This window comes from Caballeronia sp. AZ1_KS37, assembly GCF_023631165.1.
Classification (GTDB): Bacteria; Pseudomonadota; Gammaproteobacteria; order Burkholderiales; family Burkholderiaceae; genus Caballeronia; species Caballeronia zhejiangensis.
On record NZ_JALQDP010000004.1, the window covers coordinates 1 to 26,173 of the forward strand.

Consider the following 26,173-nt stretch of genomic DNA (forward strand, 5'->3'; position numbering starts at 1 on the left):
GGGCAGCGGGGCTGCGGCGACCGCACCGGCCGCGACCGCCGGCGCGGCGGCGACCGGCGGCGGCAGACGCAAGCTCTCGTTGCCGGTCACGACATCGCGCTCGGTGCTGATGCGCGTTTCCGTGCCCGAATCGAACTGCATCGCGTTGCCCGTCGGCACGGCCTGATTGCGCACGATGCGCGGCGTGAGCAGCAAGACGAGTTCGGTTTCCTTCGAGTCGTCGGCGCGCGAGCCGAAGATGCGGTCGAAAATCGGCAGGCGGCTCAGTCCCGGCAAGCCCGATCCCGAGCTGCGATCGTTGCGCTGGAGCAGGCCCGCGAGCATCTGCGTTTCGTTGTTGCGCACGCTCATCACGGTTTCGGCGGTGCGGGTGCCGATCTGGTACGCGACGAGCCCGGTCGACGTCGTGATCGTGTCGGTGACATTCGACACTTCCATGCGCAGCTTCACCTGCACTTCGTCGGGACTGGCGATCACCGGCGCGACTTCCAGCGTGAGGCCGACGTCCTGATAGTTGACGCTCTCGGAGCTGAAGTTGCTGGAGAGCGTCGTCGTGACGACGGGCAGCCGGTCGCCGATCAGCACCTTCGCCTTCTCGCGATTGCGCACGCGGATGCTCGGATTGGCGAGCGTGCGCGTCTTGCCGTGCGTCTGCAAAAAGTTGATGCCGACCGGCCCGATCCGCACCAGCACGTCGCTGCTGTTGAGGTTATGCAGTTGTTCGAGCGTGACGGTGTTGTCGGGCAGCGTGGTGCCGTCGTCGATCGTGCCGGACTTGAGCCCGAACGTGATGCGGTCCGGATACTGGATACCCATGTTCAGCAGATCGGACGACGACACTTCGAGCACCTGCGCGTCGATGACCACTTCGGCGGGCGTCACGTCGAGCGCGCGGATGATGCGCTCCGCCACTTTGATCGTGTCCGGCGCGTCGCGCATGATGATCGCGTTGGTGCGCTCGTCGAGCACGGCGTCGCGCGTCTTGACCATCTGCTTGAGCACGCCGAGCACCTGCGCCGCCGTCGAGTTCTGCAGATAGAACGTCCGCACGACGAGATCCTTGTACTCGGTTTCCTTGTCGGGCCGCTTCGGGTAGATGAGGATCGAATTGCCGCTCACGATCTTGCTCGAAAGCTGATTGGCCTGGAGCACCATCGACAGCACCTGCTTGACGGGCGTGTTGCTCGCGAAGATCGTGGTCGGCGCGGTCGCTTGCACTTCGCGGTCGAACGTGAAGTTCAGCCCGGTGATGTTCGACACCAGCTCGAAGATGCTGATGATCGGCTGATCGCGGAACTGCACCGTGATCGGTTGATCGAGGTCCTTGTTGAGCTTCGGCTCGATCGATTGTCCCTTCGGCGCGAGCAGTTCTTCGCGCAGCCGGATCGCGCGCGCGTTGTCGGGCTGCTTCGCGAGCACGTCGATAACGGCCGAGAGCGCCGCCTGCGGCTGATCCAGACGCACCGATTCGGCGTAGCGCACTTCCGCGTCGATCGGCGCCTGTCGCTCGATCCACTCGATCATCTCGCGCGGGTTGTCGTCGCCGGGCGCGGCCTGCTGCGCCTTGTGCGCCCAGCCGAGCGCCTGCGCCGCGTCGCCCGCGCGGTACGCGACGGTCGCGCGTTGCAGGTATTCCATCGACAGCCTGCGCCGCAACGCGAGATACCAGCTTCTGATTTCCAGATCGTCGGGATACTGCGCGCTTTGCTGCGCGAGCAGTTCGAGCTGGGCGTCGGGCGGCATGCCCGCGAGCCGGTTTTGCAGATCCTGCCGATGCAGATCCCCCGCGCATGCCGCGATGAGCGGAATCAACAGGCAGACCGTCACGTCTTTGAGCCGGCTCATTTGAGTTCTCCAAGCGACAGCGTCTGCCGGCGCTTCAGCGGCAGGTACGTGAACTGGACTTCGCGGCGGCTGATGTCGTCGATGCGATAAGCGTTCAGCATCACGTCGCCCTTGTGCAGGAAGCCCTTCTTCTGGCAGTTCATGCAGAGCGGGAACTCGCGGTTCGCGCCGGAAATGACCACATAGAAAACGCCTTGCTGATCGAGCCAGAGCGAGCGAACCGCGAACGGCAGCGGCGGCGGCTCGGGCGGCGGCGGCGGCTTCGACGGCTTGGGCGGTTCGGGCGGCGGAGGCGGCGGCGGTGGCTGCCAGTTCTGCGTCGGAAAGAGATCGATGGGCGCGGGTCCGGCCGCCGCGACGATATCGGCTGCGCTCGCCGCCGGCGGCGCGGAAGCGGGCGCGGCGGGCTTCGCCGTCGATGTCGCCGCTGACTGTTGCGGTTCGGGCGCCGTATCGTCGCCGCCGCGAAAATACGTGAATACGACGAGCGCGAGCGCCGCCACCATCAGCCCCAGCACCGGACGCGAGATCTTCAGGGTGCGCAGGTCGAGCCGGCTCATTTCGTTGCTTCCACGAGAAACGCGCATTGCAGGCGCACCTCCAGTTGCGTCACGCCGATATTCGGCCGCGACAGGCTGAGCCGTTCGCAGCGCAGGCCCGGCAGCGTCCGCAGTTCGTGCATGAAGCCGCGGAACTGCAGATAAGTGGCGCTGAACGTCGTCTCGACGACATAGCGCCGCAGCGACGGATCGTCCTTCTCCTGCGCGGCGAGCTGATACGTGATCTGCGGAATCGCGATGCCGTTCTTCGCCGCGATCGCATGCAGACTGTGCAGGAACACGAAATAACGCTCCTCGGGGCTGACCGGTGCGACGGCTTCGTCGGGCGAGGGCGGCGGCGGTTGCGTCAGATGGACGGCGCGCGCGTTCAGATCGGCCTCACGCTGCGCGATGTCGCGATGCAAGGGCAGGATGTCGGTCAGCGCGACGATCGCCGCGCCCGCGATGAGCAGTACCGCGAGCAGCCCGAAGGTGCCGAGCCGCCACTGCGCGCGCCGCAGTTCCCAGACGAGGCGGTTCATCGGCGCGCTCCGCTCGGATGGGCGGCGTGGCTCGCCTGGGGCCGCGCTTGCGATGCGGCCGGAGCGGCGGAAGCCGGCGATGCCGCCGATGCCGCCGAAGCCGCCGAAGCCGAAGCAGCGGCCGCAACTGCCGAAGCCGCCACCGGGCGCGCGACGAACGCCTTCCACGTGACCTGCAACGACGTCTCCACCGATGGCGCCGGCGGTCCCGGCTTCTGAATCTGCCGCTTGATCGCGACGCTTTCCGCGCCGGGCTGCGCCTGAAGCCAGTCGGCGTAAGAGATCGCTTCCTGGACCGAGCGCGTCTCGAACTGCATGTTGATCTGCCGCGACGCGGTGACGAAATCCAGCGACAGCAGCGCGATATTCGGATGCCATCCGCCTTCGATCAGATCGCGCGCCGGTTCCGTCGCGTAGCGCTGCTGCGCCATCAACTGCGCCATGCGCGCGTCGCCGGACTCGCGATGCGCGTTGCTGATCACATGAAACTTCGCTTCCTGCTTCGCGATCGTCGCCTCGCGTTCGTCGAGCGCCTCGCCTTGTTCCTTGAGCGCGTCGCGATACTGCATCGCCGCGATCAGCGCGACGATCCCGACGACGAGCGCGAGCAGCCCCACGGCCGCGCCGGGCCGGTTCGGACGATGCAGGTCGATGACGGGCGCTTTCATGTCGCGGCATCCCAGGGCGCGGGCAGCCATTCGACGAGCGCGGCGTCGGCCGACCAGCGCTCGCGCGCGTCCGGTCCGCCCGGTCCGCCCGGTCCAATCACATAGCGGCGTTCGGGCGGCGTATCGGCGCAGAGCGCGAACGCGTCGCGCAGCACGCCATCGAGCGCGCCCTCGCGCGTGCGCGTCACCGGCAATGCGATGAAGGCCGTCCATCCGCCGCCGCGCCGCAGCCCGATATGCGCGATGGCCGCGTCACGCTCCGTTTCCTCCAGCGCGACGATCGCGATCGCGCCGTCGCGGATGCGCGCCGCATGCTTCTGCATCGCGAAGGTATACGCCGGCTCGATGCCGAGCAGTTGCAGCTTGCGCGTCTTGCACAGACGCTCGATGCCCGCGCACAGCGCCTCCGATATCGCGGCGGCGAGGCGTCCCTGTTCCCACGCGCCATCGGTGACGGCGTAGCGCCACGCCTCGGTGCCCGCGCCCATCTGCACGGCCTGCACGCGTGCGGCGGCGACCCAGTCCTGCGGTTTCGGCAGCGGCTGCCACGGCAGCGCGTGATAGCGCGCGAACGGTGCGCCGACCACCACGCGCAGCGCATGCAGACCGAGGTTCGCGGGCTTCGGCGCGAGCGTTTCGATGGCCTTGAGCGCCGCGGCGACATCGTTCGCCGATGACAGCGGCATCGGCGCGCCGCCGAACGTGCGGGCGTGCCGTCCGTCGATCCAGATCGTCGTGCGGCTCATGAATGCGGGCGTTTTGATCGACGGCGCATTCAGCTTCGGCCGCTTCTTCGCGACGCTGCGCAACGCTTCGAGATGGTCCGACCAACGCGACATGATTCGCCTCCGTCAGCCTTCGACCATCGTGACGCGATTGACTTCGGCGAGCGTCGTGCGTCCGTCGGCGACCGCGCGCAACGCGATGCCGCGCAGCGGCACGAAGCCGCTCTGATACGCGAGTTGCTTCAGCTCGACGATCGGCCGCCGCTCGACGAAGCATTGCTTGATCGCATCGTTCAGGCGCAGCACTTCCGCGATCGGCTGACGTCCGAGATAGCCCGTGCGCCTGCACGCCTCGCAGCCCGCGCCTTTGCGGAAACGCCAGCCGGCGATCTCTTCGCGCGTGAGCGCCGAAGCGCGCAGCAGCGCGTCGTCGGGCGGATCGTCGTCGCGCACGCAATGCGGGCAGTTCTTGCGCATCAGCCGTTGCGCGACCGCGCCGAGCAGCGCGTCGACGAAACTGTGCATGTCGACGCCCATGTGCAGGAAGCGGTCGAGCACGGAGAAGACGTTGTTCGCGTGGACGGACGTCAGCACGAGGTGGCCGGTCAGCGCTGCCTGCACGGCGATGCCCGCCGTTTCGCCATCGCGGATTTCGCCGACGAGAATCTTGTCCGGATCGTGCCGCAGGATCGAGCGCAGGCCGCGCGCGAACGTGAGCCCTTTCTTGTCGTTGATGGGAATTTGCAGCACGCCCGGCAACTCGTATTCCACCGGATCTTCGATCGTGATGATCTTCTCGTCGCCGGTATTGATTTCGGTGAGCGTCGCGTAGAGCGTCGTCGATTTGCCCGAGCCGGTCGGCCCGGTCACGAGCAGGAGACCGTACGGCTCGTGCGCGATCGTGCGGATCGCCTCGACGATCTCCGGCTCGTGGCCGATCGAATCGAGCCGCAGCGCGGTGGCGCCGGCCTCGCCGCGTTGCTTGTCGAGCACGCGCAGCACGGCGTCTTCGCCGTGGATCGACGGCATGATCGAGACGCGAAAATCGATCTCGCGCTGATTGATGATCGCCTTGAAGCGCCCGTCCTGCGGAATGCGCCGCTCGCCGATATCGAGATCGGCCATGACCTTCAGGCGCGACAGCACTTGCTCGGCCGTGTCGATGCCCGGCGCGCTCGCCGTTTCCTGCAGCACGCCGTCGATGCGGTATTTGATGACGAGTCCCGCCGCCGTGCTTTCGATATGGATATCCGATGCGCGGGCCCGCAGCGCGTCGTACAGCGACGAATTGACGAGCCGGATCACGGGATGCACGTCGGCGGCGAGCGTGGCGAGCGTGATCTCGACGCCCGCATCGGCGCTCGCCGACGACTTGCCCTCGACGCTGATCTGCGTGAGCGCCTGATGCGCCGATTCATGCAGCGCGAGGTACGCCATCAGTTCGGCGGGCACGCAGAACGCGAACGCGAAGGGCTTCTTCACGCGGTTCATCGCCCAGGCGCGCATGTTGGCGTCGAAAGGGTCGGCGAGCACGAGCCACAAGTGCGCGCCGGGGTCGTCGGCGAGCAGGCACTTGCGCGACATCGCGTCGCCGAAAGAGAGCAGGTCGAAGCGCGGCGTGAGCGTTTCGAGCGCTTGCGCGTCGAAGCCGCGCAGGCCGAGCGTCGCCGTCACGTTATGCAGATAGTCGGCGGGATCGTGATCGGCATCGTCCCAGAATCGCTGCTGGCGCGTGCGCGTATCGGGCGCGATGTGCGCGGCTTGTTCCATGATTCACCCCACGGCTCCGGCCAGTTGGAAGATCGGCATGTAGAGCAGGAAGATGATCGTCCCGATGATGCTGCCCACCACCAGCATCAGGACGGGCTCGACCACGCGCATCAGCGTGTCGATCGCGCGGTCCAGCTCTTCGTCGCAAAACTCGGCCGAGCGCGTCACCATGCCGGCCAGCTCGCCGCTTTGCTCGCCCACGCGGATGAGCCGTTCGGCCACCGGCGTCGTCAGATTCGCGGCGGGCAGCGCGCCGGAGAGCGGCTTGCCCGCGCGAATTTCGTCGAGCGCCTGCGCGAGCGCCGTCTGCAATTGCGCGGGCAAGACCTGCGCGGCGAGTTCCATCGACGTAACCATCGACATGCCGCCCGCGAGCAAGAGGCCGAGCGTGCGGTAGAAGCGCGTCAGCGCGAAGAGGCGCTGATAGTCCGCGAGCTTCGGCAGCCGCATGAACGCTTCGAAGAGCCGCGCGCGCACTTTCTCGCTGCGCAACGACAAGCCCGCGCCGACGATCGCGCCGACGACGCCCGCGAGCAGCAGCCCGCCGTGCGCCTCGACGAGATTTCCCCACGCGAGCATCACGCGCGCGGAGAACGGAATCTCCTTCATCGACGCGAACACCTGGCTGAACTTCGGGATCACGTAGAACGCGAGAAACAGGACGATGAGCGCGCCCGTCGCGATGACGATCGACGGATACACCATCGACGACACGACTTTCTTGCGCACCACGGAGAGCCGCGCGTCGTAGTGGTGATAGCGCTTGAGCGCCTCGGCGAGATGGCCGGTCTGTTCGGCGGAGGCCACGGTCGCGACGTAGAGCGGCGGAAAATGCGCGGGCTGCCGCTCGAGCGCGCGCGACAGCGGCTCGCCTTCGTAGAGCGCGGAGACGATCTGCGCGAGCACTGTGCGATTGAGCCCGTCGCGGCTCTTGTCGCGCAATGTCTCGACGGTCTCGACGAGGCTCAGGCCCGCTTCGAGCAGCGCGATCAGCTCTTGCGTGAAGAGCGCGCGCTCGAACACGGGCTTGCGGAACGTGAAGCCCGCCTTGCGCTTTTCGAGCGGCGTCGCTTCGATGAGCGACAGACCCATGTCGGCGACGCTCTGGCGCAACTGGGCGTCATCGGCGGCGTCGAGTTCCAGCTCCTGCTGGCCGCCGTCGCTTTCGACCCGTACGCGATATCGCATGGCGCTCACCGCGCGGATCATTTGGCGACGATGTCCGCGTCCTCGCCCGATCCGCCCGGCTTGCCGTCGGCGCCGTAGGTCATCAGGTCGTAATCCTTGCCGCCTTCGCCCGGCGATCGATAGATATACGGCTTGCCCCACGGATCGTTCGGAATCGCGCTGCTCATGTACGGACCTTCCCAGCCCGACGTGTTGCCGACGTTGGTCATCAGCGCGGCGAGGCCGGCGTCGGTGCCCGGATAGTGCCCGGTGTCCAGCCGATAACGGTCGAGCGCGCTTTCGATGCCCTTCATCTGCGATGCCGCCGTCTTGCTGCGCGCCTTGCCCACTTCGCCGAAGAGCTTCGGTCCGACATAGCCCGCCAATAGCGCGATGATGAGCAGCACCACCAGCAGTTCGAGCAAGGTGAAGCCGCGCCGGCGCAAGCCGATGCCGGTCTGCGTCAGCTTTCCCCTCAGTGCGGCAGCCTTCGTCAAATGGTTATACATGGCAGCCCCCGGCAGGTTCGGATCTCGGCGCCGCGCGCGTCTGCCCGGTCGGGCGATACGCGCGCGGCCCGTCGAGCATCACTTCAGTCCGTCGCTCATCACTTTCAGCAACTCGGCGTTGGGTCCGTCGCCGTCGAGTTCCCAGGCGAACGAGCCGCGCAGGTTCTGCGCTTTCACGTAGTCCATCTTGAGTTTCATGGTTCCGGGCGTGTCGTAGGACCACCAGGTGGTGCCGTCGAACTTGTACGCGGTTTTCGCGACCGGATGCTCGTACACCGTGCCGGCCGCGCTCTTCAGGAGGCGGTAGTCCTGGATGCCTTCCTCGTACTTGCCCGGCGCGGGCTTGGTGGCTTTCTGATACAGGCCGTCGCCTTGCGGACCCTTGGTGACGCCGGTCCAGCCGCGTCCGTAGAACGGCACGCCGACCACGATCTTCGATGTCGGCACGCCGCCTGCGAGCAGCGCCTTCACCGCGCCGTCGACGTTATAGGTCGGCGCATACTGGCCCGCCTTGTAGTTCGGGCTGTCGGGGTCGCCGTAGAGCGGCGCCTGGAAGTCGGTCGGCCCGTTGGTTTCCCATCCGCCGTGGAAGTCGTACGACATGATGTTGATCCAGTCGAGCGACTTGCTGTATTCGCCCGGCTCGGTCATCGCGATCTTGTCGCCGCCCGCGCCGATCGCGACCGTCAGCAGATAGCGCTTGCCGTTCTGGGCGCCGATGGCGTCGAGTTGCTTGCGGAACTCGGCGAGCAGCAGCGTGTAGTTCTTCTTGTCGTTCGGATCGACGGCGTTGTATGGCTGGCCGCCGCCGCCGGGGAATTCCCAGTCGATGTCGATGCCGTCGAACACGTCCGCGCCGATGCCGTCGCCGCCCGCGTTCGAGCCGGCGTCATAGGGCAGATTGCCCTTGATGTAGACGTCGATGCACGAGCTCACGAGCTGCTTGCGCAGCGCGTCGGTTGCCGCCGCTTTGCCGAACCATCGCGACCAGGTCCAGCCGCCGAGCGAAATGATCACCTTCAGGTTCGGATGCTTGGCCTTCAACTGCTTGAGCTGATTGAAGTTCCCTTTCAGCGGGCCGGCTCCGGCTTTGCCGTAGCGCGGATCGTTCGTCGGGAAGTCCCAGGTGTCGCCCTTGCCGCTGACGGCTTCGTTGGCGCCGAAGTTCTTTTGATAGTCGGCCCAGGCGTCGCCGCCGGTGCCTGCGTCCGCGGCGTTCGGATTGGTCGCGCCCGGCTCGGCCTTGTTGATGATGCCGCACTCGTAGCCGCCGTTCTTCTGGTAGAGGTTGCCGAACGCGTAGTTGATGAACGTGAGCATCGAGGCAGAGCCGGTCGTGTCGACGTCCTTGAGCTTGTAGTTGCGGTCGTAGATGCCCCACTGCGCGAAGTAGCCGCCGATTTCACGCGCCCCTGAGGGGGAGGGTGCGGGTGTGGGTGTGGGTGTCGGCGTCGGTGTTGGGGCCGGCGTTGGCACCGGCGTTGGCGTCGGTGTTGGAACCGGCGTGGGCGTCGGCGTTGGTGTTGGAACCGGCGTCGGCGTCGGCGTCGGCGTCGGCGTGGGCGTGGGCGTCGGCGTGGGCGTGGGCGTGGGCGTGGGCGTGGGCGTCGGAACGGGTGTTGGCGTCGGTGTCGGAACCGGCGTCGGCGCAGGAGCAGGAGCAGGCGACGGCCCGCCCGAGCACGCGCCGAGATCTTCCCATACGCCGTATTGCCCGGATTGCGCCGGATTTTCGCCCTGCGTCCACCACTTGTTTCGATAATTGCGGCCGTTGTACGTCACCCGCGTGCCCGCCGTCGCATAAGCCTGCGTCGACGACCACGCGTCATAACACGCGGCGCCCGACGGTGTCGGCGTGGGCGTCGGAGTCGGAGTCGGAGTCGGCGTTGGCGTTGGCGTGGGTGTTGGAGTCGGCGTTGGAGTCGGTGTCGGCGTGGGACTCGGGGTTGGAGTCGGTGTCGGCGTCGGCGTCGGCGTGCCGCCCGTTGCGCCGAGATCCTTCCACAACGTCGGCGTGGTGGAAGGCGTCCATCCCGCGCCGGGGTAGGCGGTATGCGATTGCAGCGCCTGATACGTGTGGCCGTTGTAAGTGACGGTGGCGCCTGCCGAATATGTGGTCCCTTCCTGCCACTCGGCGCCATTGGCACTGACTGAATAGGCAACCAGCAAGGCCAGCGTCAATGCGCTAATTTTGGAATGCTTAACAAGGCGATTCATGAGAATGGCCTCCTTTGTTTCGATTATGGTTGGTTTCGATTCTCTACATTGTCAAGCTGTTTGCCTCAAACGCCGCGCATTTCAAGCGCCTATACGCGGATATATTGATAATCCAAGCTTCTCCACTAAGCAAGTTGGAAATTGATGATTAGTTTTCCTTCTGGTTTTCTTATAGGCGTGCTTTTTACGCGACGCAAAGAATACTGCTTCGAAATATGGCACCGTCGATTTGAATATGCACGTCGTGAGTTCGACATCGGGCCGTTATTTTCAATCGGCATTCCGGCGATATGGATCGTTGATGCATGCAGCGATGCGAATATGAAACGCGCCGCAGGTCCGTATGCGGGATCGCTTTAATCGCCTGCCGGTATATCGGCGTATCGGTGCGTTAGAACTGAACCGTGACGGCAACGATCGGTGGATAGTTTTCGCTGCCGGACACACTGGTCGATGCCTCCGCGTCCTTGACGTGAGACGTGTGCTCGATCGATTGCAACGATAGCGCCTCACCCGAAGCCGATCTCGCTTCGACGCCGACGCGATACGGCGTTTTGGTCCCGCCGCAATTCACCGCGACGCGGCTTGCCTGATCGATTTCGACAGGAGCGCCGGGCGTGACGATCGAGCAGGCATTTTCGATTGTCAGCGCGATGTCCATTTTGGCCGTGCCGCTTTTCGCGAAACCTTCGGGAGACACAGCAAGCGTTTCCGCCGCAATCAAGGCGGCGAATGCGGCATGGTAGAGCGAGTGACTTTTCATGAATGGACCCGAGGGGATATTGATTTTTCGCGCCATGCAACAGTGCATATGCGCGGGTGCTTTCTAAAAAGCCCCGCGCCTTTGAAAAAAGGAAACCGAAATGCTTAGAAAACCAGCGTCGCGGTGATGGTCGACGAATACGTGCCCGCAGCCGGCGTGTCTTGCGACGGCACGCGGCCATAAACCGTGATGCTCTGGTTCGAGCCGTCGCCCGTGCCTGCGACCGTGTCGCTGTCCACCGTATTGCCCCAGACCTGCGTGCGCGCCGTATCCCGATACAGATTGAATTCGACCGATGCATCGCCGGCCGCGTTGCTCATCTTGCGGTCCGCGACAGTCGAGCCGTTCGCGGTGCCCGCGTCGAGCGCGACGCTGTAGGCCGTGCCCTTGGTGCATGTGACCGAGAGCGTCGTCGTCTGATCGAGGTTGTTGCTGATCACACCGGTGCTGCCGAAATTCAGCGGGTTCGCGGCGATGGAGCAGTCGTCCTGCACGGTCAGCGTGACATCGAAGGTCGCGCTCTTGCTGGCGGCCATTGCATTGGGCGAAGCGACGACGCCGAGCGTGGCGGCGCCGGCAACGATGGCGATGACGGCGGCTTTGCTGAACAGATTGCGCATGAGAATCTCCGGTATCAGATTGACGACGCCGATTGCGTTTGGCGTCGCGAGAACATGAGCAAATGATAGGGAGCGCGCGTCTAAGATTGAATGAGACGACTCTTATTTGAGATGATGAAACGAGCGGTTTCGCCGGATGGCATTGTGCTGACGCGTTTATCGAGATGCCGACGCTACATGTGAAAACGGCCTCCCGAAGGAGGCCGCCTGGCTACCGGAGACGACGTGGATTCAGATCAGTCCTTCGGCCTTGAGCGCGGCCTGCACGCCCGGGCGCGCGCCGACACGCGCCTGATACGCGACGAGCGCGGGCCACTTGCCGAGGTCGAGATCGATATGCTTCGCCCAGCTCAAAACCGTGAACAGATACGCATCGCCGATGGTGAATTCGTTGCCGAGCAGGAACTGCTTGTCATCGACTTGCTGCGCGACGTAGGCGAGACGGCGTTCGAGATTGGCCATCGCCGCGGCCTTCCAGTCGCTGCTTGCGGCCGGGTTGAAGAACGGCGAGAAGTTCTTGTGCAGTTCCGTGCCGATGAACGTGAGCCAGCTTTGCAGACGGTACCGCGCCATCGCATCGTTGAGCGGCGCGAGATGCTTCGCCGGAACCTGATCGGCGATGTATTGCATGATCGCCGGGCCTTCGGTCAGCAGTTCCCCGTTGTCGAGCAGGAGCGCGGGCACGTAACCCTTCGCGTTGATCTTGGTGAAATCCGCGCCGCTCGCGGTGAGCTTGGTCTTGAGATCGACGGCTTCGGTTTCGTAGGCGAGCCCGGATTCTTCGAGCGCGATGTGCGACGCGAGGGAACAGGCGCCTGCCTTGTAGAACAGTTTCAAAACAATTCCTCCAGGATGAGTCGCACGATTATGAACGATGTCGTGCTTGCGCAGCATCCGCTATCGCGAAACGAATTGTGTCGTTTGATGAAAGATCGAGCCGCGATCAATCGAGGATGAAATCGCGCGAGGATGCGACGGTCTTCGGCGGCATCGGGAAGTCGGGGTCGGCGGCCATGTCGTGCAGCGCGGCTTCGATCGCGTCGCAGATGGCGTTCAACGCGAGATCGTTTTCCTCGAGGCCGAACGGATCTTCGATCTGCGCGGCGATCGCCTCCAGCGCCATGAACGCATACGCGACGAGCAACGCGAAAAGCGGCGTGAGCAGGCCGGCGCCATCGACGAGGCCGAACGGCAGCATCACGCAGAAGAGGTAGATCGTGCGGTGAATCATCACCGAGTAGGAGAAGGGCAGCGGCGTGGAGGCGATGCGCTCGCATCCGCCGATCACATCCGAAAGCGCGTTCAGATTGTGCTGAATCGCGAGGACGGCATAGCCGTCGAGCGCGTCTTCCCGCTTGCGTTCGGCGACCCATTCGCCGAGCCAGAGCAGAATCAGCGCGGGCCGGAACTTCGCGGCGGCCACGCGTGCGTGCAGTTCAGGCGAGAGGCGGGGCGCGAGATCGGCGAGCGCGTCGGTGTTGCGCAGTTGATGTCTCAACGCGTGAGGCAGCGCGCCGAGCGCGGACAGAAAACGTCGCTCCTCAGCGCGGTCGCGATTGTCCGGCAGCGACAGCGCCTGCTGCGCCAGCGCGCGCGATGTGTTGAGCAGCGTGCCCCACAGCTTGCGGCCTTCCCACCATCGCTCGTAACTCGCGCTATTGCGGAAACCGAGAAACACCGCGAGCGCGATGCCGACGAGCGCGAACGGCGGCGTGCCGAGCCCGAGCGGATAGTGCCGCATGTGGTCGTGCATGAAGATCGCCGCGAGCGACAGCGCGAAGATCAGCCCGAGGCGCGGCAGCAGTTGCGGCAGCACGGAGCCGCGCCACACGAACAGCAGCCGGAACCAGTTGAGCTTGGGGCGAATGATCATGGACGAGCTTGCCGGTGAAACCGCAATGAATTTCCGATTATCTCGAAAATAAGGTGCATCGCGCGCGAGACATGACGTCGCGTGCGGAAACGAAAAGGCCGTCCTTGCGAACGGCCTTCGAGATCAGCAACGCGACAATGCGATCAGAGCGCCGCGCGCGCCGCTTTCGCCGCCGCGCGCACCTGATCCGGCGCGGTGCCGCCCGGATGATTGCGGCTCGCGACCGAGCCTTCGAGCGTCAGATAGTCGAACACGTCTTCGCCGATCAGATGCGCGACGTTCGGCAGTTCGATACGCATCGCGTCGAGCGACAGGTCCGCGATATCGCAGCCGCGATCGTCGCAGATACGCACCGCGTGCGCGACGGCTTCGTGCGCGTCGCGAAACGGCAGGCCGCGCTTCACGAGATAGTCGGCGAGATCGGTGGCGGTCGAGAAGCCTTGCAGCGCGGCCGCGCGCATCGCCTGCGGCTTCACCGTGATGCCCGCGGCCATTTCCGCGAAGATGCGCAGCGTATCCGCGACCGTATCGACGGTATCGAACAGCGGCTCCTTGTCTTCCTGATTGTCCTTGTTGTACGCGAGCGGCTGGCCTTTCATCAGCGTGAGCAGCGCCATCAGATGGCCGTTCACGCGGCCCGTCTTGCCGCGCGCGAGTTCGGGCACGTCGGGATTCTTCTTCTGCGGCATGATCGACGAACCCGTGCAGAAACGGTCCGCCAGGTCGATGAAGCCGACGCGCGGGCTCATCCACAGCACGAGTTCTTCGGAGAAGCGCGACACGTGCGTCATGACGAGCGCGGCCGCCGCCGTGAATTCGATCGCGAAGTCGCGGTCGGACACGGCGTCGAGCGAATTCGCGCAGATGCCGTCGAAGCCGAGCGCCGCCGCGACCGCGTGACGGTCGATCGGATAGCTCGTGCCCGCGAGCGCCGCCGCGCCCAGCGGCAGACGGTTCACGCGACGGCGCAGATCGCGCATGCGCTCGGCATCGCGCGAGAACATTTCGACATAGGCCAAAAGGTGATGCCCGAACGTGACCGGCTGCGCGACCTGCAGGTGCGTGAAGCCCGGCATGATGGTGTCGGCATGCTTTTCGGCCATGTCGATGAGCGCGACGCGCAACTCCTTCAGCAGCTCGCCGATGCGGTCGATTTCGCCGCGCAGCCACAGGCGGATGTCGGTCGCGACCTGATCGTTGCGCGAGCGGCCGGTGTGCAGGCGCTTGCCCGCATCGCCGATCAGCGCGGTCAGGCGCGCCTCGATGTTCAGATGCACGTCTTCCAGATCCAGCTTCCACTCGAACTCGCCGCGCTCGATTTCGCCCTTGATCTGCGCCATGCCGCGCTCGATGGCGGCGAGGTCGTCGGCGCTGATGATCTTCTGCGCCGCAAGCATGGACGCGTGCGCGAGCGAGCCTTGAATGTCGACGAGCGCGAGCCGGTTGTCGAAGAACACCGACGACGTGTAGCGCTTGACGAGCTCCGACATCGGCTCGGAGAAGCGAGCCGACCAGGCTTCGCCTTTTTTGTGGAGTTGGGACGTCATGGTGATGTTTTCAGCGGTTCGGGCTTCGGGAAGTCGACAATTTTAACATTCGGCACTATTCCGATCCGACCAGAATCACGAGCTTCAAATCCTCGCGATGCGCGGGCTTGAACGTGATCTGATTGAACACGACGCGCCCGCGCGACGGATGATTGAACGCGCGCTCGCCGCCTTCGCGCTCGAACACGTCCTGCGACGCCCAGTAGCGCGCGAAGGCATCGCTCGCGGCGGAGAGATCGTCGATGAGCGCGCGCGTCGGCGCATCGTTCAGATGGCGGATCGAATCGGCGCGGAATTCGGCCGCGAGACGCCGCGCGCGCGTTTCCCAGTCGACGATCAGCGCGCGCGCCGCCGGCGACGTGAACGTGTACGTGAGCAGATTGCGGTCGTGCTCGCCGTCGAGCCAGCCGACGAACAGCGCCGACGCATGCTCGTTCCAGCGCAGCGCGTTCCACTGACGATCGAGCACGTAGGCGGGCGCGCCGATCAGCCCGACGGTCTGGAGCAGCGCGGCGGGCGCGTCCTGCGAAGCCGGATCGGGCTCGGCGGGATCGCGCTGGGCGGCGAGCTCGAAAAGATACGCACGTTCGGCGCGCGACAGTTGCAGCGCGACGGCGATGCGCGCGAGGGCATCGGCGGAAGCGGACACGGGCCGGCCTTGCTCGATCCAGGTGTACCAGGTCGGGCTCACGCCGCACAGTTGCGCGACTTCTTCGCGGCGCAAGCCGGGCGTGCGGCGGCGCGGGCCGGGCGCGAGTCCGACCGCTTGCGGCGACAGCCTTTCGCGATGCGCGCGGATGAACTCGCCGAGCGCGTGCGCGGACGTTTCGGCGAGGGTTTCGTTCTTGTCGATGTGATTCATGCGTGGCAGGTGGTGTACATACCAGAATAACTGCACAACTTGTACTGGTACAAAGCGGGTTCTATTGTAGCGACACAAGACCACGACGAAACCGGAGCCCACGATGAAACACCACGATCAGGTCGCAGACGCATTCGGCAGCACCGCTGCCGCGTATCTCACGAGCGCCGTCCATGCGAGCGGCGCGGATCTGCAGAATCTCTCCGCGACGTTCGCGGCCACTTGCGGCAACGCGCGCGTGCTGGACATGGGATGCGGCGCGGGCCACGCGAGCTTTGCGATCGCGCCGCACGTGCGCGAAGTGGTGGCGTACGACATCGCCCCGCAGATGCTCGCGACCGTGGAAGCCGCCGCGAAGGAACGCGGCCTGACGACGATTCGCACGCAGCAGGGCGCGGCCGAAACGCTGCCGTTCGCGGATGCGTCGTTCGACTGGGCCGTGAGCCGGATGAGCGCGCATCATTGGCGCGACGTTTCGTCAGCGCTTGCCGAAGTGCATCGCGTGTTGAAGCCTGGCGGGCGGCTGAAGTTCATCGATATCGCGGGCATCGACGATCCGCTCTACGACACGCACATTCAGGCGATCGAAATCCTGCGCGATGCGTCGCATATCCGTGACTATCGCGCCGACGAATGGATCGCGATGCTCGATGCCGCCGGTTTCGATGCGCAAATCGCCGAGCGCTGGCGCATCCCGCTGGAATTCGAGTCGTGGGTGACGCGGATGCGTACGCCGGCCGAGCGCGTAACGGCCATCAGATCGATGTGGGCGAGCGCGCCGGATGAGGTGCGGCAGTATTTCAACGTGAAGGATGATTGCTCGTTCGAGCTCGATGCGGTGATGGTGGAGGGGAAGCGGCGTGGTTGAAGATTGTTGGATGTCGCTCGATCCTCGGGTTCGTGTCGGTGACGGTTGTTGATTTCGCCGGATCCCGTTTTCTTAGTGGTCTATAAGCACTGCCCCGCACAGGGGCAACGCCAATAGACCGACACGAAATCGGGATCCGCCGAAACCCACGCATACATCGAGGCAACGTTGCATCCCGAACCAAAACGCCCCGCCAAGGGAAGGCATCAGCCGGTATTACGCAACCCCGCGGCAATCCCGTTGATCGTCAAATGAATCCCGCGCCGCAGCCGCACGTTCTGATCGCCCGCGCGGTGACGCTTCAACAGCTCCACTTGCAAGTGATTGAGCGGATCGAGATAAGGGAAGCGGTTCTTGATCGAACGCGCGAGCAGCGGGTTGTCCGAAAGACGATCGATCTTGCCGGTAATTTCGCCGAGCACGTCGCACGTGCGCTGATGCTCCGCGACGATCTTGTCGAACACGGTCTTGCGCAGCTTCTTGTCGGTGACGAGCTGCGCATAGCGCGACGCGACGGCGAGATCGGTCTTCGCGAGCACCATGTCCATGTTCGACAGCAGGTTCTTGAAGAACGGCCACGTCTTGTGCATCTTGCGCAGCGTCGCGAGACGTTTCGCGCGTTCATCGTCGGAACCGGCGCGGTCGAGATACGCCGTCACCGCGCTGCCGAAGCCGTACCAGCCCGTCAGCAAGAGACGGCACTGGCCCCACGAGAAGCCCCACGGAATCGCGCGCAGATCCTCGATCTTGCGCTGCTTCGGATCCTGCAGCTTGCGCGACGCCGGCCGGCTGCCGATGTTCAGCTCCGCGATCTCCGAAATCGGCGTCGACAGGAAGAAGTAGTCGGTGAAGCCCGGCGTCTCGTAGACGAGCGCGCGATACGCGGCCATCGCGGAATCGGAGAGCGTCTGCATCGCCGCTTCGAATTGCGGCAGCTGCGCGGGCGCGTTCTCGTGCGGCAACAGCGATGCTTCCAGCGTCGCGGCGACGACCGTCTCCAGATTGCGCCGCCCGATTTCCGCGTTCGCGAACTTGCTCGCAATCACTTCGCCTTGCTCGGTCAGGCGGATTTGCCCGTCGACGGTGCCGGGCGGCTGCGACAGAATCGCCTGATACGTCGGGCCGCCGCCGCGTCCGACCGTGCCGCCGCGTCCGTGGAAGAGGCGCAGCGTCGTGCCACGCTCCTTGAACAGCGTGACGAGCGCCAGTTCCGCGCGATACAGCTCCCAGTTCGACGTGAGGAAACCGCCGTCCTTGTTGCTGTCCGAATAGCCGAGCATCACTTCCTGCTCGTTGCCCTGATTTTCGATGAGCTTGTCGATGCCCGGCAGCGCGAAGAATTCGCCCATGATGACCGGCGCGTTGCGCAAGTCGGCGATGGTCTCGAAGAGCGGAATGACCATCAGGCCGTCGCGCGGGGAATCGTCCTTCGCGCCGAGATAGCCTTGCAGCACGCCCGTTTCCTTCTGCAGCAACATCACTTCCAGCAAGTCGCTGACGGTCTCCGTATGCGAAATGATGTAGTTGCGCACCGCGCGCGCGCCGAACTTCGCGCGCGTCTCGCGGGCCGCTTCGAGCACGCCGAGCTCGCTTTTCGCGAGATCGGAATAGTGCGCGTAGGGAAGGCGCAGCGGGCGCGGCTGCGCGAGCTCCTTCAGCAGCACTTCGCGCTTCTGCTCTTCGGTGAGCGACGCGTAATCCTCGACGACGCCCGCACGCGCGAGCAGCTCGCTCACGACGGCCTCGTGAATGTCCGAGCTTTGCCGCAAGTCGATGCTCGCGAGATGGAAGCCGAACACTTCGGCGGCGCGCGCGAGCGGCGACAGACGCAGGCTCGACATCGACGCGCCGTGATGCTCCGCGAGCGAATCGATCAGCACGTGCAGGTCGCGCACGAATTCGGAGGCATCGGCGTAGGGCGTCGCGCGAATCTGCGGTGCGCCCGGACCCGCGCTACGCACGGTCACGACGCCTTCGCCGAGCCGCACGCGCGCGCTCGCCGCAAGCCGCGTGTAGATGCCGATGAGCGCGCGCCGATACGGCTCGTCCTTGCGATGCGGCGACTGGTCGGGCGAGGCATCGGCGAGTGCTTTCAGGGCATCGCTCGAACCGGCGAGCAGGTCCGACACGGATAATTCCGCGCCGAGCTTGTGCGTCTCTTCCAGATAGTGTTCGAAGATGACGATCGCCTGACGCGTGATCGCGTTTTCGAGCGTTTCGCCGGTGACGAACGGATTGCCGTCGCGGTCGCCGCCGATCCAGCTTCCCATCTGAAAGAACGGCGGCAGGCGCACGGGCAGGCCGTGTTCCGCGAGCGCGGCTTCGATATCGGCGTAGAGCGCGGGAATTTCGGCGAGAAAGGTCGCGCGATAGTAAGACAGCGCGTTGTCGATTTCATCGGCGACGGAAAGGCGCGCGTCGCGCAACATGCGCGTCTGCCACAGCGACGTCACGCGTGCGCGCAGCACCGCTTCGTTCTGTGCGCGTTCGCGCGCGGTCAGTTCCTGATCGCGCTCGGCGAGCAGACGCGCGATATCGTGTTGCGCGTCGAGAATGCTCTTGCGCGAGACTTCGGTCGGATGCGCCGTGAGGACGGGTACGATCAGCGCATCGCCGAAAAATCTCTCGAGCAGCTTGCGCGTCGCGCTGATGTTCTTGTGCTCGCGCATGCGCTCGATCGCATACGCGATGGTGCCCGGCTGCGCACCCGAGCCCGCGAGCGCGTGAATGCGCCGCCGGCGATTGTGATGGCGGTCTTCGGCGATGTTCGCGAGATGCGAGAAGTAGCTGAACGCACGCACGACCGACACCGTCTGTTCCGGCGACAGCGCGCGCAGCTTCTTTTCGAGCGTCTGCGAGGCTTCGACGTCGTCCTCGCGGCGGAACTTCACGGCCGTCTGACGAATGGCCTCGACGACCTCGAACACGGCGTCGCCTTCCTGCTCGCGCAGCACTTCGCCGAGCACACGCCCGAGAAAGCGGATGTCTTCGAAGAGCGGGCGGTCCTTGTCGTCGCGCGTGCGGCTCGCGGGCTTCGTGGGCTTCGCGGCTTTCGCGACGGCCGCGCCGTTGGGACGCGGCGTTTTGAGCTTCGTCGGCGCGGTTTTGGTCGCGATGGCTTTCTTCGCGAGCTTCGGCGCGATGGCCGCTTTCGAAGCCTTCGCGGCCGTCGCGGCCTTCGTCGTGACGATGGGCGACGACGCCGCGCGCGGCGCGTCGGAGGAGGAAGACTTGGGCAATGCGGCGTTGCGGCGCGCCGGGCGAGCCGATCCGGATGACGTCACGTTGGGTTCCTCTCGAAAGCTGCGAAGCCAGGGTACATCGACATGATCCGGCGACCTCGACGGGCGCCGCATCGGCAGAAAATCGCGGGCCGCGCGAACGGCCGTGCGTCAAACCGGCGACAGCATGCCGCGGCATTCTTCGCGCCCCGAAGCGTTCATCGCGCGCGACACGGCCGGGGCCGTCGTTCACGCCGCTACGAACACACCACGGACGCCCCGAAAGGCGCATCGGACAAGGCTCTCGCGCGCTGCCCGGGTGTCGGTGGACCTTGGCGTGCGTGCTACCATTGTTCGCTAATGTCTATTCATCCATCCCGTCATTCGATCGAGCATCAATGAATTCCGAGACGCATTCAACGACACCGCCCGCGAGCATCATCATCGCTTCGCGGGAAAGCCGGCTTGCGATGTGGCAAGCCGAGCACGTGCGGTGTGCGCTGCACAAATTATATCCATCTTGCGACGTGAAAATCCTCGGAATGACGACGCGCGGCGATCAGATCCTGGATCGCACGTTGTCGAAGGTCGGCGGCAAGGGTTTGTTCGTGAAGGAGCTCGAAGCCGCGCTCGCCGAGGGCCGCGCCGATCTCGCCGTGCATTCGCTCAAGGACGTGCCGATGGAACTGCCCGAAGGCTTCACGCTCGGCGCCATCATGGAGCGCGAAGATCCGCGCGACGCTTTCGTGTCGCCGCATTACGCATCGCTCGATGCGCTGCCTGCGGGGAGCATCGTCGGCACGTCGAGCCTGCGTCGCGAGTCGATGATTCGCGCGCGCTTTCCTCATCTCGAAGTGCGGCCGTTGCGCGGCAATCTCGATACGCGTCTCGCCAAGCTCGACCGCGGCGAGTACGCGGCGATCATCCTCGCGGCGGCGGGTTTGAAGCGTCTCGGTCTGGAAGCGCGCATCCGTGCGCTGCTCGATCCGTCCGAGAGCTTGCCGGCAGCGGGGCAGGGCGCGCTCGGCATCGAGATTCGCGCGGACCGCGCCGATCTCGCCGCGTGGCTCGCACCTTTGCACGATGAAAACACCGCGCTCGCGGTCGAGGCGGAACGCGCGGTGTCGCGCGCGCTCGGCGGCAGTTGCGAAGTGCCGCTCGCCGCGTACGCCGTATGGCGCGACGGCGCGCTGCATCTGCGCGGGGCGGTGTCGATGCCCGACGGCAAGCGCGTGCTGCGCGCGGAGGAAAGCGTGCAGGCGCCCGATCTCGCCGCCGCGCTCGCGCTCGGCCAGCGCGTGTCGTCGGATCTCGAAGCGCAAGGCGCGATGGATATCGTCGCCGCGCTCAGCACCATGTCGCGCGCCGACGGCCCGAACACCGCGCCCTCGGGGCCGAAGTCCTGATGGCGAGCGAGCGCCGCGCCATCGTCGTCGTCACGCGTCCCGCCGGACAGTCGTCCGCGCTGCTCGCGCTCCTTGCGAGCGCCGGCTTCGACGCGCTGGAATTTCCGCTCATCGATATCGCGCCCGTCGCCGACGATGCGCCGCTGCGCGCCGCGCTCGACGAGCTTTTTCTGCCGCCGGAAGCGCCGGGGCGCTATGCGCTCGTCGTGTTCGTGTCGCCGAATGCGATCGATCATGCGTTCTCGCGGCTCGCCGCGCCGTGGCCCGTCGATTTGCCCGTCGCGGTCGTCGGTCCGGGCTCGGTCGCGGCGCTCGCGCGTCAGGGCGTGCACGCGCCGTCGCATCGCGTGATCAGTCCGTCGGCGCAAGCGCTCGATCCGCGCTTCGATTCCGAGGCGCTCTTCACCGCGATCGAAGCGCATTTCGGCACGAACGGTCTCGAAGGCAAGCGCGTGCTGATCGTGCGCGGCGACGGCGGCCGCGAATGGCTCGCCGAGCGGCTCGCGCAAGCAGGCGCGCGGGTCGAAAAGGCCGCCGCCTATCGCCGCGTGTTGCCGGAACCGTCGATGCAAAAGTGGGAGCGCATCCACGAATTGCTGGCCGGAGAACCGCACGCGTGGCTGCTGACAAGCTCGGAAGGCGTGCGCAATCTCGACGAGCTCGCCCACGAACATCTCACCGCCGACGAAATCGTGCTGCTCAAGCGCGCGCCGCTCGTCTGCCCGCACCCGCGCATCGCCGAGGCCGCGCGGGGAGCGGGTTTTGATAGGATTACGGTGTCCGGCGCGGGCGATGAGCGCATCGCGCACGCGCTGGAAGCGCTGTTCCCGCTCCAACGGGATCCGGAGGCTCACGCGCACGCGAGCGCATCGGCTTCGATAAATTCCTCATCCGCGCCGACGGACGCCAATCCGGCCACCGCGCCGGCCCAACAAACGGCTCAATCACGCATGACTGATTCGAACGATTCCAAGAAAGCTTCACCTCAGCCGAACGTGACACCGCCCTTGCCGCCGAACACGCCTTTCACGCCTTATGAGCAGCAGAAGAAGAACGGCGGCGCGGGCATCGTGGTGTTGTGGTTCGTCGTCGTCATTCTGGCGGTGGCGGCGGGCGCGGGCGCCTTCGTCCTGAACCGGAAGTTCGAGCGCACCGACGCGCAACTGTCGCAGCGCCTCGCCCAGTCCGACGAGCAGAACGCCGATCTGCGCGCGAAGGCCGATCAGGCCGCGAGCGCGACCACCGCGTTGAACACGCAGATCATCCAGTTGCAGGGCAAGCTCGCCGATGCCGAAGCGCACAGTCAGGCGCTGCAGCAGCAATATCAGGATCTCGCGAGCAATCGCGACGACTGGACCGTCGCCGAAGTCGAGCAGATTCTGTCGAGCGCGAGCCAGCAGTTGCAACTCACCGGCAACGTTCAACTCGCGCTTTTCGCGCTGCAAAGCGCCGACACGCGTCTTGCCGCGACCACCGGTCCGCAGGTCGTCGCGATCCGCAAGGCGATCGCGCAGGACATCGACAAGCTGAAAGCCACGCCGACGACCGATCTCACCGGTCTCGCGATCAAGCTCGACACGGCCATCGACCAGATCGACCAGTTGCCGCTTTCGGGCGAGGCGCCGATCGCCCGCGCCCGCGCGCAGGCCGCCGAGCCGGCCAACAGCGCGTCGATCGCGGCGGCGACCGGCGAGCCGCGCTGGAAGGTGCTGTGGCATCAGATCACGAACGGCATCGGCCAGCAGTTGTCGAGCCTCGTCTCGGTGCGCCGCATCGATAACGCCGATGCGATGCTCACATCGCCCGATCAAGGTTATTTCGTGCGCGAAAACGTGAAGCTGCGGCTGCTGTCCGCGCGTCTTTCGCTGCTGTCGCGCAGCGAGCCGACGCTCAAGTCGGACCTGCACGCCGCCGACGCCGCGCTCGGCCGCTACTTCGATGCCTCGTCGAAGAAAGTGCAGGCCGTGCGCGAGCTCGTGAAGCAGGTCGATCAGGCGTCGCTCGCCGTCGCCGTACCGAACCTGAACGCGAGCCTCGCCGCCGTCCATCAGTTCAAGCGAGGCGGATGATGACGATTCGTGGACTCATCTGGCTCGCGCTGCTGTTCGCCGTCGCGGTGATCGTCGCGACCGTCGGCGGCTTCAACAACGGACAAATCCTGCTCGTGATCCCGCCGTATCGCGTGGACATGTCGCTCAATCTGTTCGCGGTCGCGCTCGTCGTGCTGTTCATCGTGCTGTACGCGATCATCCGCGCGGTGCGTGGCGTCTGGAAGATGCCGTCGCGCGTCGCCGCGTATCGCACGCGCAGCAAGATCGCGAAGGCGAATGCGTCGCTGCGCGATGCGGTCGGGCATCTGTACGCCGGACGTTTCTCGAAAGCCGAGAAGGCCGCGCGCGATGCGTTGTCCGTCGAAGACAACAAGGGTGCGGCCGGGCTGATCGGCGCGAACGCGGCGCATCGTCTGCACGAATATGCGCGCCGCGACGAGTGGCTCGCGCAGGTTTCCGGCGCCGACTGGCAGGACGCGCGCCTGATGGCCACCGCCGACATGCGCGCCGATGGCCGCGACGCCGACGGCGCGCTCGTCGCGCTCACCGAAATGCAGGCGCAGGGCGGCCGGCGCATCCACGCGCAGCAGATCGCGCTGCGCGCGCAGCAGCAATTGAAGAACTGGGGCGAAGTGCTGAAGCTCGTGCGGATGCTGGAGAAGCGCGAGGCGCTGCATCCGGCGGTCGCGGTGCGGCTGCGCCAGGTCGCGGCGGAAAATCTGCTGCGCGATCGCCGGCATAACCCGGACGCGCTGCTCGAACTGTGGCAATCGCTGTCGGCGACCGAGCGCCAGTCGCCGCGTCTCGCCGATCTCGCCGCGGAACTGCTGATCGCGCTCGATCGTCGCGCGGAGGCGAAGAAGATCGTCGAAGACGCGCTCGCGCACAACTGGGACGCGCGGCTGTTGCGGCGTTATCCGGACTGCATCGTCGGCGGCGACGCTTTCCCGCTGATCCAGCGCGCCGAAGCGTGGCAGAAGGAACGCACCGAAGACGCCGACCTGCTTTTCACGCTCGGACGTCTCTGCCTGCATCAGCAGTTGTGGGGCAAGGCGCAGGCGTTCCTCGAATCGGCGCTGAAGCTCGCCGACAACGAACCGCTGAAGATTCGCACGCATCGCGCGCTCGCCCGTCTGCACGAACAGCTCGGCGACGCGGACAAGGCCGCGGAACATTACCGCGCAAGCGCGCTGGCGATGAACGTCGTCTGATTGCGCTCGCCTGACGCGTTCAGGAACGGGCTGCACGGGCGCGATGCTCATGCAGCCCATTTTTTTGCACGCGCTTTCCGGACCGGCGTTTTTGCGTTGTCTGTACGCCACCGCACGGCCGATGCGCTTGTAAGATGGTCTAGTTTCCTTCCACCGATACGAGGATCGAAAGAAAAGGAGGCGGCGTGAAACGGGCGCTACACACGTTGATCGGGCTTGCGCTCGTCGTTTTTCTGTCCTGGCCCGATACGTCGCATTACTTCGCGCAGGGCGTTATCACATCCGCGCCGTGGACCGGAACCTGGGCCGCCGCGCCCGATGTCACCGCCGACCGGGGCTTCAACAATCAGACGATTCGCCACGTCGTGCGGACGAGCATCGGCGGGACGGCGGCGCGCCTGACGTTCTCCAATCTGTTCGGCACGCAGCCCGTTACGCTCGGCGACGTGCATCTCGCCCGTCGCGCGAGCGGCGCGCGGACGATCGCCGGCAGCGACAAGGCCGCGACCTTCAACGGGCAGACTTATGTGACGATTCCCGTCGGCGGCACCGTCCAGACCGACCCCGTTCCGTTTCAGGTGCCGGCGCTCGCGGACATCTCCGTGAGCTTCCATATTCCGTCGCAGACGCCGCCGGGATCGACCGGGCACGTCGAGGGCTTGCAGGACAACTGGATCGCACCGGGCGACGTCAGCGCGGACCCGGCGTTCACGGGCGGCGTCGTGAACGCGGCGGGCGAGCAGTCGTACTATTTCCTCACCAATGTCGATGTGATGAACGCCGCGGCGACGGGCGCGGTGGTCGCCTTCGGCGCGTCGATCACGGACGGAATCGCGTCGACGCCCAATACGAACCGGCGCTGGCCGAACCGCCTCGCGGAGCGGCTGATCCGCTCAGGCATGACGGTCGGCGTGCTGAATCAGGGCATCAGCGGCAACGATTTCTTCACGAACGGTTCGGGCCAAGCCGGGCTGACGCGCTTCGCCCGCGACGTGCTCGCGCAGTCCAACGTCAAATGGGTGATCGTCTCCGACGACGCGGTGAACAATCTCATCAGCGGCAATCCGCCGAGCGCGCAGCAGCTCATCGGCGCGTATCAGCAACTCGTTCACCAGGCGGCCGCGGCGAAAGTGGGCCTGATCTGCTCGACGCTTACCCCCTTCGAAGGCCTCGACGAATGGACGCCCGAGATCGAGAACACGCGCCAGACGGTGAACGCTTATCTGCGCAGCAAGAGCAGCGGTTGCGATGCCGTGCTGGATCAGGCCGCGGCGCTGGGCCACCCGGCCGGCGCGCACGACTCGACGGCGTTCGCGCGCGCCTACAACAGCGGCGACGACCTTCATCCGGACGATGCCGGCATGCTGGCGATCGCCAATGCGGTCGATCTGGGCTGGTTAGCCGCGCTGCCGCCGATCAACGCGCCGACAGCGTGCGGGCGCATCGCGATGGGCGAAGGCCTTGCGGAAGGGCAATCGATCGCGGCGTGCAATGGAAACGTGCAGGTGAACTTGCGCGGCGACGGCTATCTCGTCGCGGTGAAGGATGGCGCGACGATCTGGTCATCGCAGGTGAGCGGCACGCCGGGCGTCGAACTGCGCATGCAGGAGGACGGCAATCTGGCGATGTACGACAACAATGGCGCGACGGTCTGGCAGACGCACACGTCGGGCCATCCGGGCGCCTACGCGACTATCTTGCCGAACGGCTATCTCGTCATCTTTTCGGCGCGCGGCACCGCACTCTGGTCGAGCGAGGGATGAAGCGCC

General features: G+C 65.5%; 21 protein-coding genes. 5 read left to right on the plus strand and 16 right to left on the minus strand.

Annotated features, from left to right (window positions below; all coding sequences use genetic code 11):
- The 15 genes from NCS00_RS03775 to NCS00_RS03845 form a co-directional block, all read right to left on the minus strand.
- Positions 1 to 1,845 (minus strand): secretin GspD/PilQ domain-containing protein (locus NCS00_RS03775; RefSeq protein ID WP_250439184.1); only part of this gene is annotated, 1,845 nt, incomplete at its 3' end.
- Positions 1,842 to 2,405, minus strand: coding sequence for a hypothetical protein (locus NCS00_RS03780; protein WP_034474455.1), 564 nt, complete (start codon positions 2,403 to 2,405; stop codon positions 1,842 to 1,844). The genes NCS00_RS03780 and NCS00_RS03775, both read right to left, overlap by 4 nt.
- The gene (locus tag NCS00_RS03785; RefSeq protein WP_175981731.1) at positions 2,402 to 2,926 is read right to left on the minus strand and encodes a hypothetical protein; all 525 of its coding nucleotides are present in this window, start codon (positions 2,924 to 2,926) and stop codon (positions 2,402 to 2,404) included. Before NCS00_RS03785 ends, NCS00_RS03780 begins: the two co-directional genes overlap by 4 nt.
- Entirely contained in the window at positions 2,923 to 3,594 is a 672-nt protein-coding gene (locus NCS00_RS03790; RefSeq protein ID WP_250439192.1) for a hypothetical protein, read from the minus strand. The genes NCS00_RS03785 and NCS00_RS03790 overlap by 4 nt, the downstream gene beginning before the upstream one ends.
- Positions 3,591 to 4,433: a hypothetical protein gene (locus NCS00_RS03795; protein WP_008351023.1), complete on the minus strand. Its 843-nt coding sequence runs from the start codon at positions 4,431 to 4,433 to the stop codon at positions 3,591 to 3,593. Before NCS00_RS03795 ends, NCS00_RS03790 begins: the two co-directional genes overlap by 4 nt.
- Before the next feature lie 12 nt (positions 4,434 to 4,445).
- The gene (locus NCS00_RS03800; RefSeq protein ID WP_008351022.1) at positions 4,446 to 6,089 is read right to left on the minus strand and encodes a GspE/PulE family protein; all 1,644 of its coding nucleotides are present in this window, start codon (positions 6,087 to 6,089) and stop codon (positions 4,446 to 4,448) included.
- A gap of 3 nt (positions 6,090 to 6,092) precedes the next feature.
- Positions 6,093 to 7,277, minus strand: coding sequence for a type II secretion system F family protein (locus NCS00_RS03805; protein WP_034474466.1), 1,185 nt, complete (start codon positions 7,275 to 7,277; stop codon positions 6,093 to 6,095).
- A 17-nt stretch (positions 7,278 to 7,294) separates the two neighbouring features.
- Entirely contained in the window at positions 7,295 to 7,765 is a 471-nt protein-coding gene (gene gspG / locus NCS00_RS03810; protein WP_008351020.1) for a type II secretion system major pseudopilin GspG, read from the minus strand.
- A 78-nt stretch (positions 7,766 to 7,843) separates the two neighbouring features.
- Entirely contained in the window at positions 7,844 to 9,982 is a 2,139-nt protein-coding gene (locus NCS00_RS03815) for a glycosyl hydrolase family 18 protein (protein WP_250439194.1), read from the minus strand.
- 391 nt (positions 9,983 to 10,373) lie between these two features.
- Positions 10,374 to 10,781 carry a hypothetical protein gene (locus NCS00_RS03820; protein ID WP_250439197.1) on the minus strand — a complete coding sequence of 136 codons (408 nt, stop codon included), beginning with the start codon at positions 10,779 to 10,781 and terminating at the stop codon, positions 10,374 to 10,376.
- Between the two features lie 68 nt (positions 10,782 to 10,849).
- Positions 10,850 to 11,365: a Csu type fimbrial protein gene (locus NCS00_RS03825; protein WP_244807785.1), complete on the minus strand. Its 516-nt coding sequence runs from the start codon at positions 11,363 to 11,365 to the stop codon at positions 10,850 to 10,852.
- A gap of 231 nt (positions 11,366 to 11,596) precedes the next feature.
- Positions 11,597 to 12,202, minus strand: a complete 606-nt coding sequence (gstA, locus tag NCS00_RS03830) for a glutathione transferase GstA (protein ID WP_250439209.1) — start codon at positions 12,200 to 12,202, stop codon at positions 11,597 to 11,599.
- A 106-nt stretch (positions 12,203 to 12,308) separates the two neighbouring features.
- Positions 12,309 to 13,238 (minus strand): bestrophin family protein, encoded by a 930-nt coding sequence (locus NCS00_RS03835; RefSeq protein ID WP_008351010.1) that lies wholly within the window; start codon positions 13,236 to 13,238, stop codon positions 12,309 to 12,311.
- A gap of 143 nt (positions 13,239 to 13,381) precedes the next feature.
- Positions 13,382 to 14,785, minus strand: a complete 1,404-nt coding sequence (gene argH / locus NCS00_RS03840) for an argininosuccinate lyase (RefSeq protein WP_008351007.1) — start codon at positions 14,783 to 14,785, stop codon at positions 13,382 to 13,384.
- A 55-nt stretch (positions 14,786 to 14,840) separates the two neighbouring features.
- On the minus strand, positions 14,841 to 15,647 hold the full coding sequence (locus tag NCS00_RS03845) for a helix-turn-helix transcriptional regulator (RefSeq protein WP_008351005.1): 807 nt from the start codon (positions 15,645 to 15,647) through the stop codon (positions 14,841 to 14,843).
- Between the two features lie 103 nt (positions 15,648 to 15,750).
- Here NCS00_RS03845 and NCS00_RS03850 point away from each other — a divergent pair, with 103 nt between their 5' ends.
- Positions 15,751 to 16,515: a class I SAM-dependent methyltransferase gene (locus tag NCS00_RS03850; RefSeq protein WP_008351004.1), complete on the plus strand. Its 765-nt coding sequence runs from the start codon at positions 15,751 to 15,753 to the stop codon at positions 16,513 to 16,515.
- Positions 16,516 to 16,721: 206 nt separating this feature from the next.
- On the opposite strand, the gene ppc is transcribed toward NCS00_RS03850, so the two are convergent.
- Entirely contained in the window at positions 16,722 to 19,799 is a 3,078-nt protein-coding gene (gene ppc, locus NCS00_RS03855) for a phosphoenolpyruvate carboxylase (RefSeq protein WP_250439211.1), read from the minus strand.
- 335 nt (positions 19,800 to 20,134) lie between these two features.
- Here ppc and hemC point away from each other — a divergent pair, with 335 nt between their 5' ends.
- The 4 genes from hemC to NCS00_RS03875 all read left to right on the plus strand — a co-directional run bounded on the left by hemC (position 20,135) and on the right by NCS00_RS03875 (position 26,167).
- Positions 20,135 to 21,142 (plus strand): hydroxymethylbilane synthase, encoded by a 1,008-nt coding sequence (hemC, locus tag NCS00_RS03860; protein WP_008351000.1) that lies wholly within the window; start codon positions 20,135 to 20,137, stop codon positions 21,140 to 21,142.
- The gene (gene hemDX / locus NCS00_RS03865) at positions 21,142 to 23,211 is read left to right on the plus strand and encodes a fused uroporphyrinogen-III synthase HemD/membrane protein HemX (protein ID WP_250439213.1); all 2,070 of its coding nucleotides are present in this window, start codon (positions 21,142 to 21,144) and stop codon (positions 23,209 to 23,211) included. Before hemC ends, hemDX begins: the two co-directional genes overlap by 1 nt.
- Positions 23,211 to 24,404: a heme biosynthesis protein HemY gene (locus NCS00_RS03870; RefSeq protein WP_008350996.1), complete on the plus strand. Its 1,194-nt coding sequence runs from the start codon at positions 23,211 to 23,213 to the stop codon at positions 24,402 to 24,404. The genes hemDX and NCS00_RS03870 overlap by 1 nt, the downstream gene beginning before the upstream one ends.
- Before the next feature lie 185 nt (positions 24,405 to 24,589).
- Positions 24,590 to 26,167 (plus strand): GDSL-type esterase/lipase family protein, encoded by a 1,578-nt coding sequence (locus tag NCS00_RS03875; RefSeq protein ID WP_250439222.1) that lies wholly within the window; start codon positions 24,590 to 24,592, stop codon positions 26,165 to 26,167.
- The last annotated feature ends 6 nt before the right edge of the window (positions 26,168 to 26,173 follow it).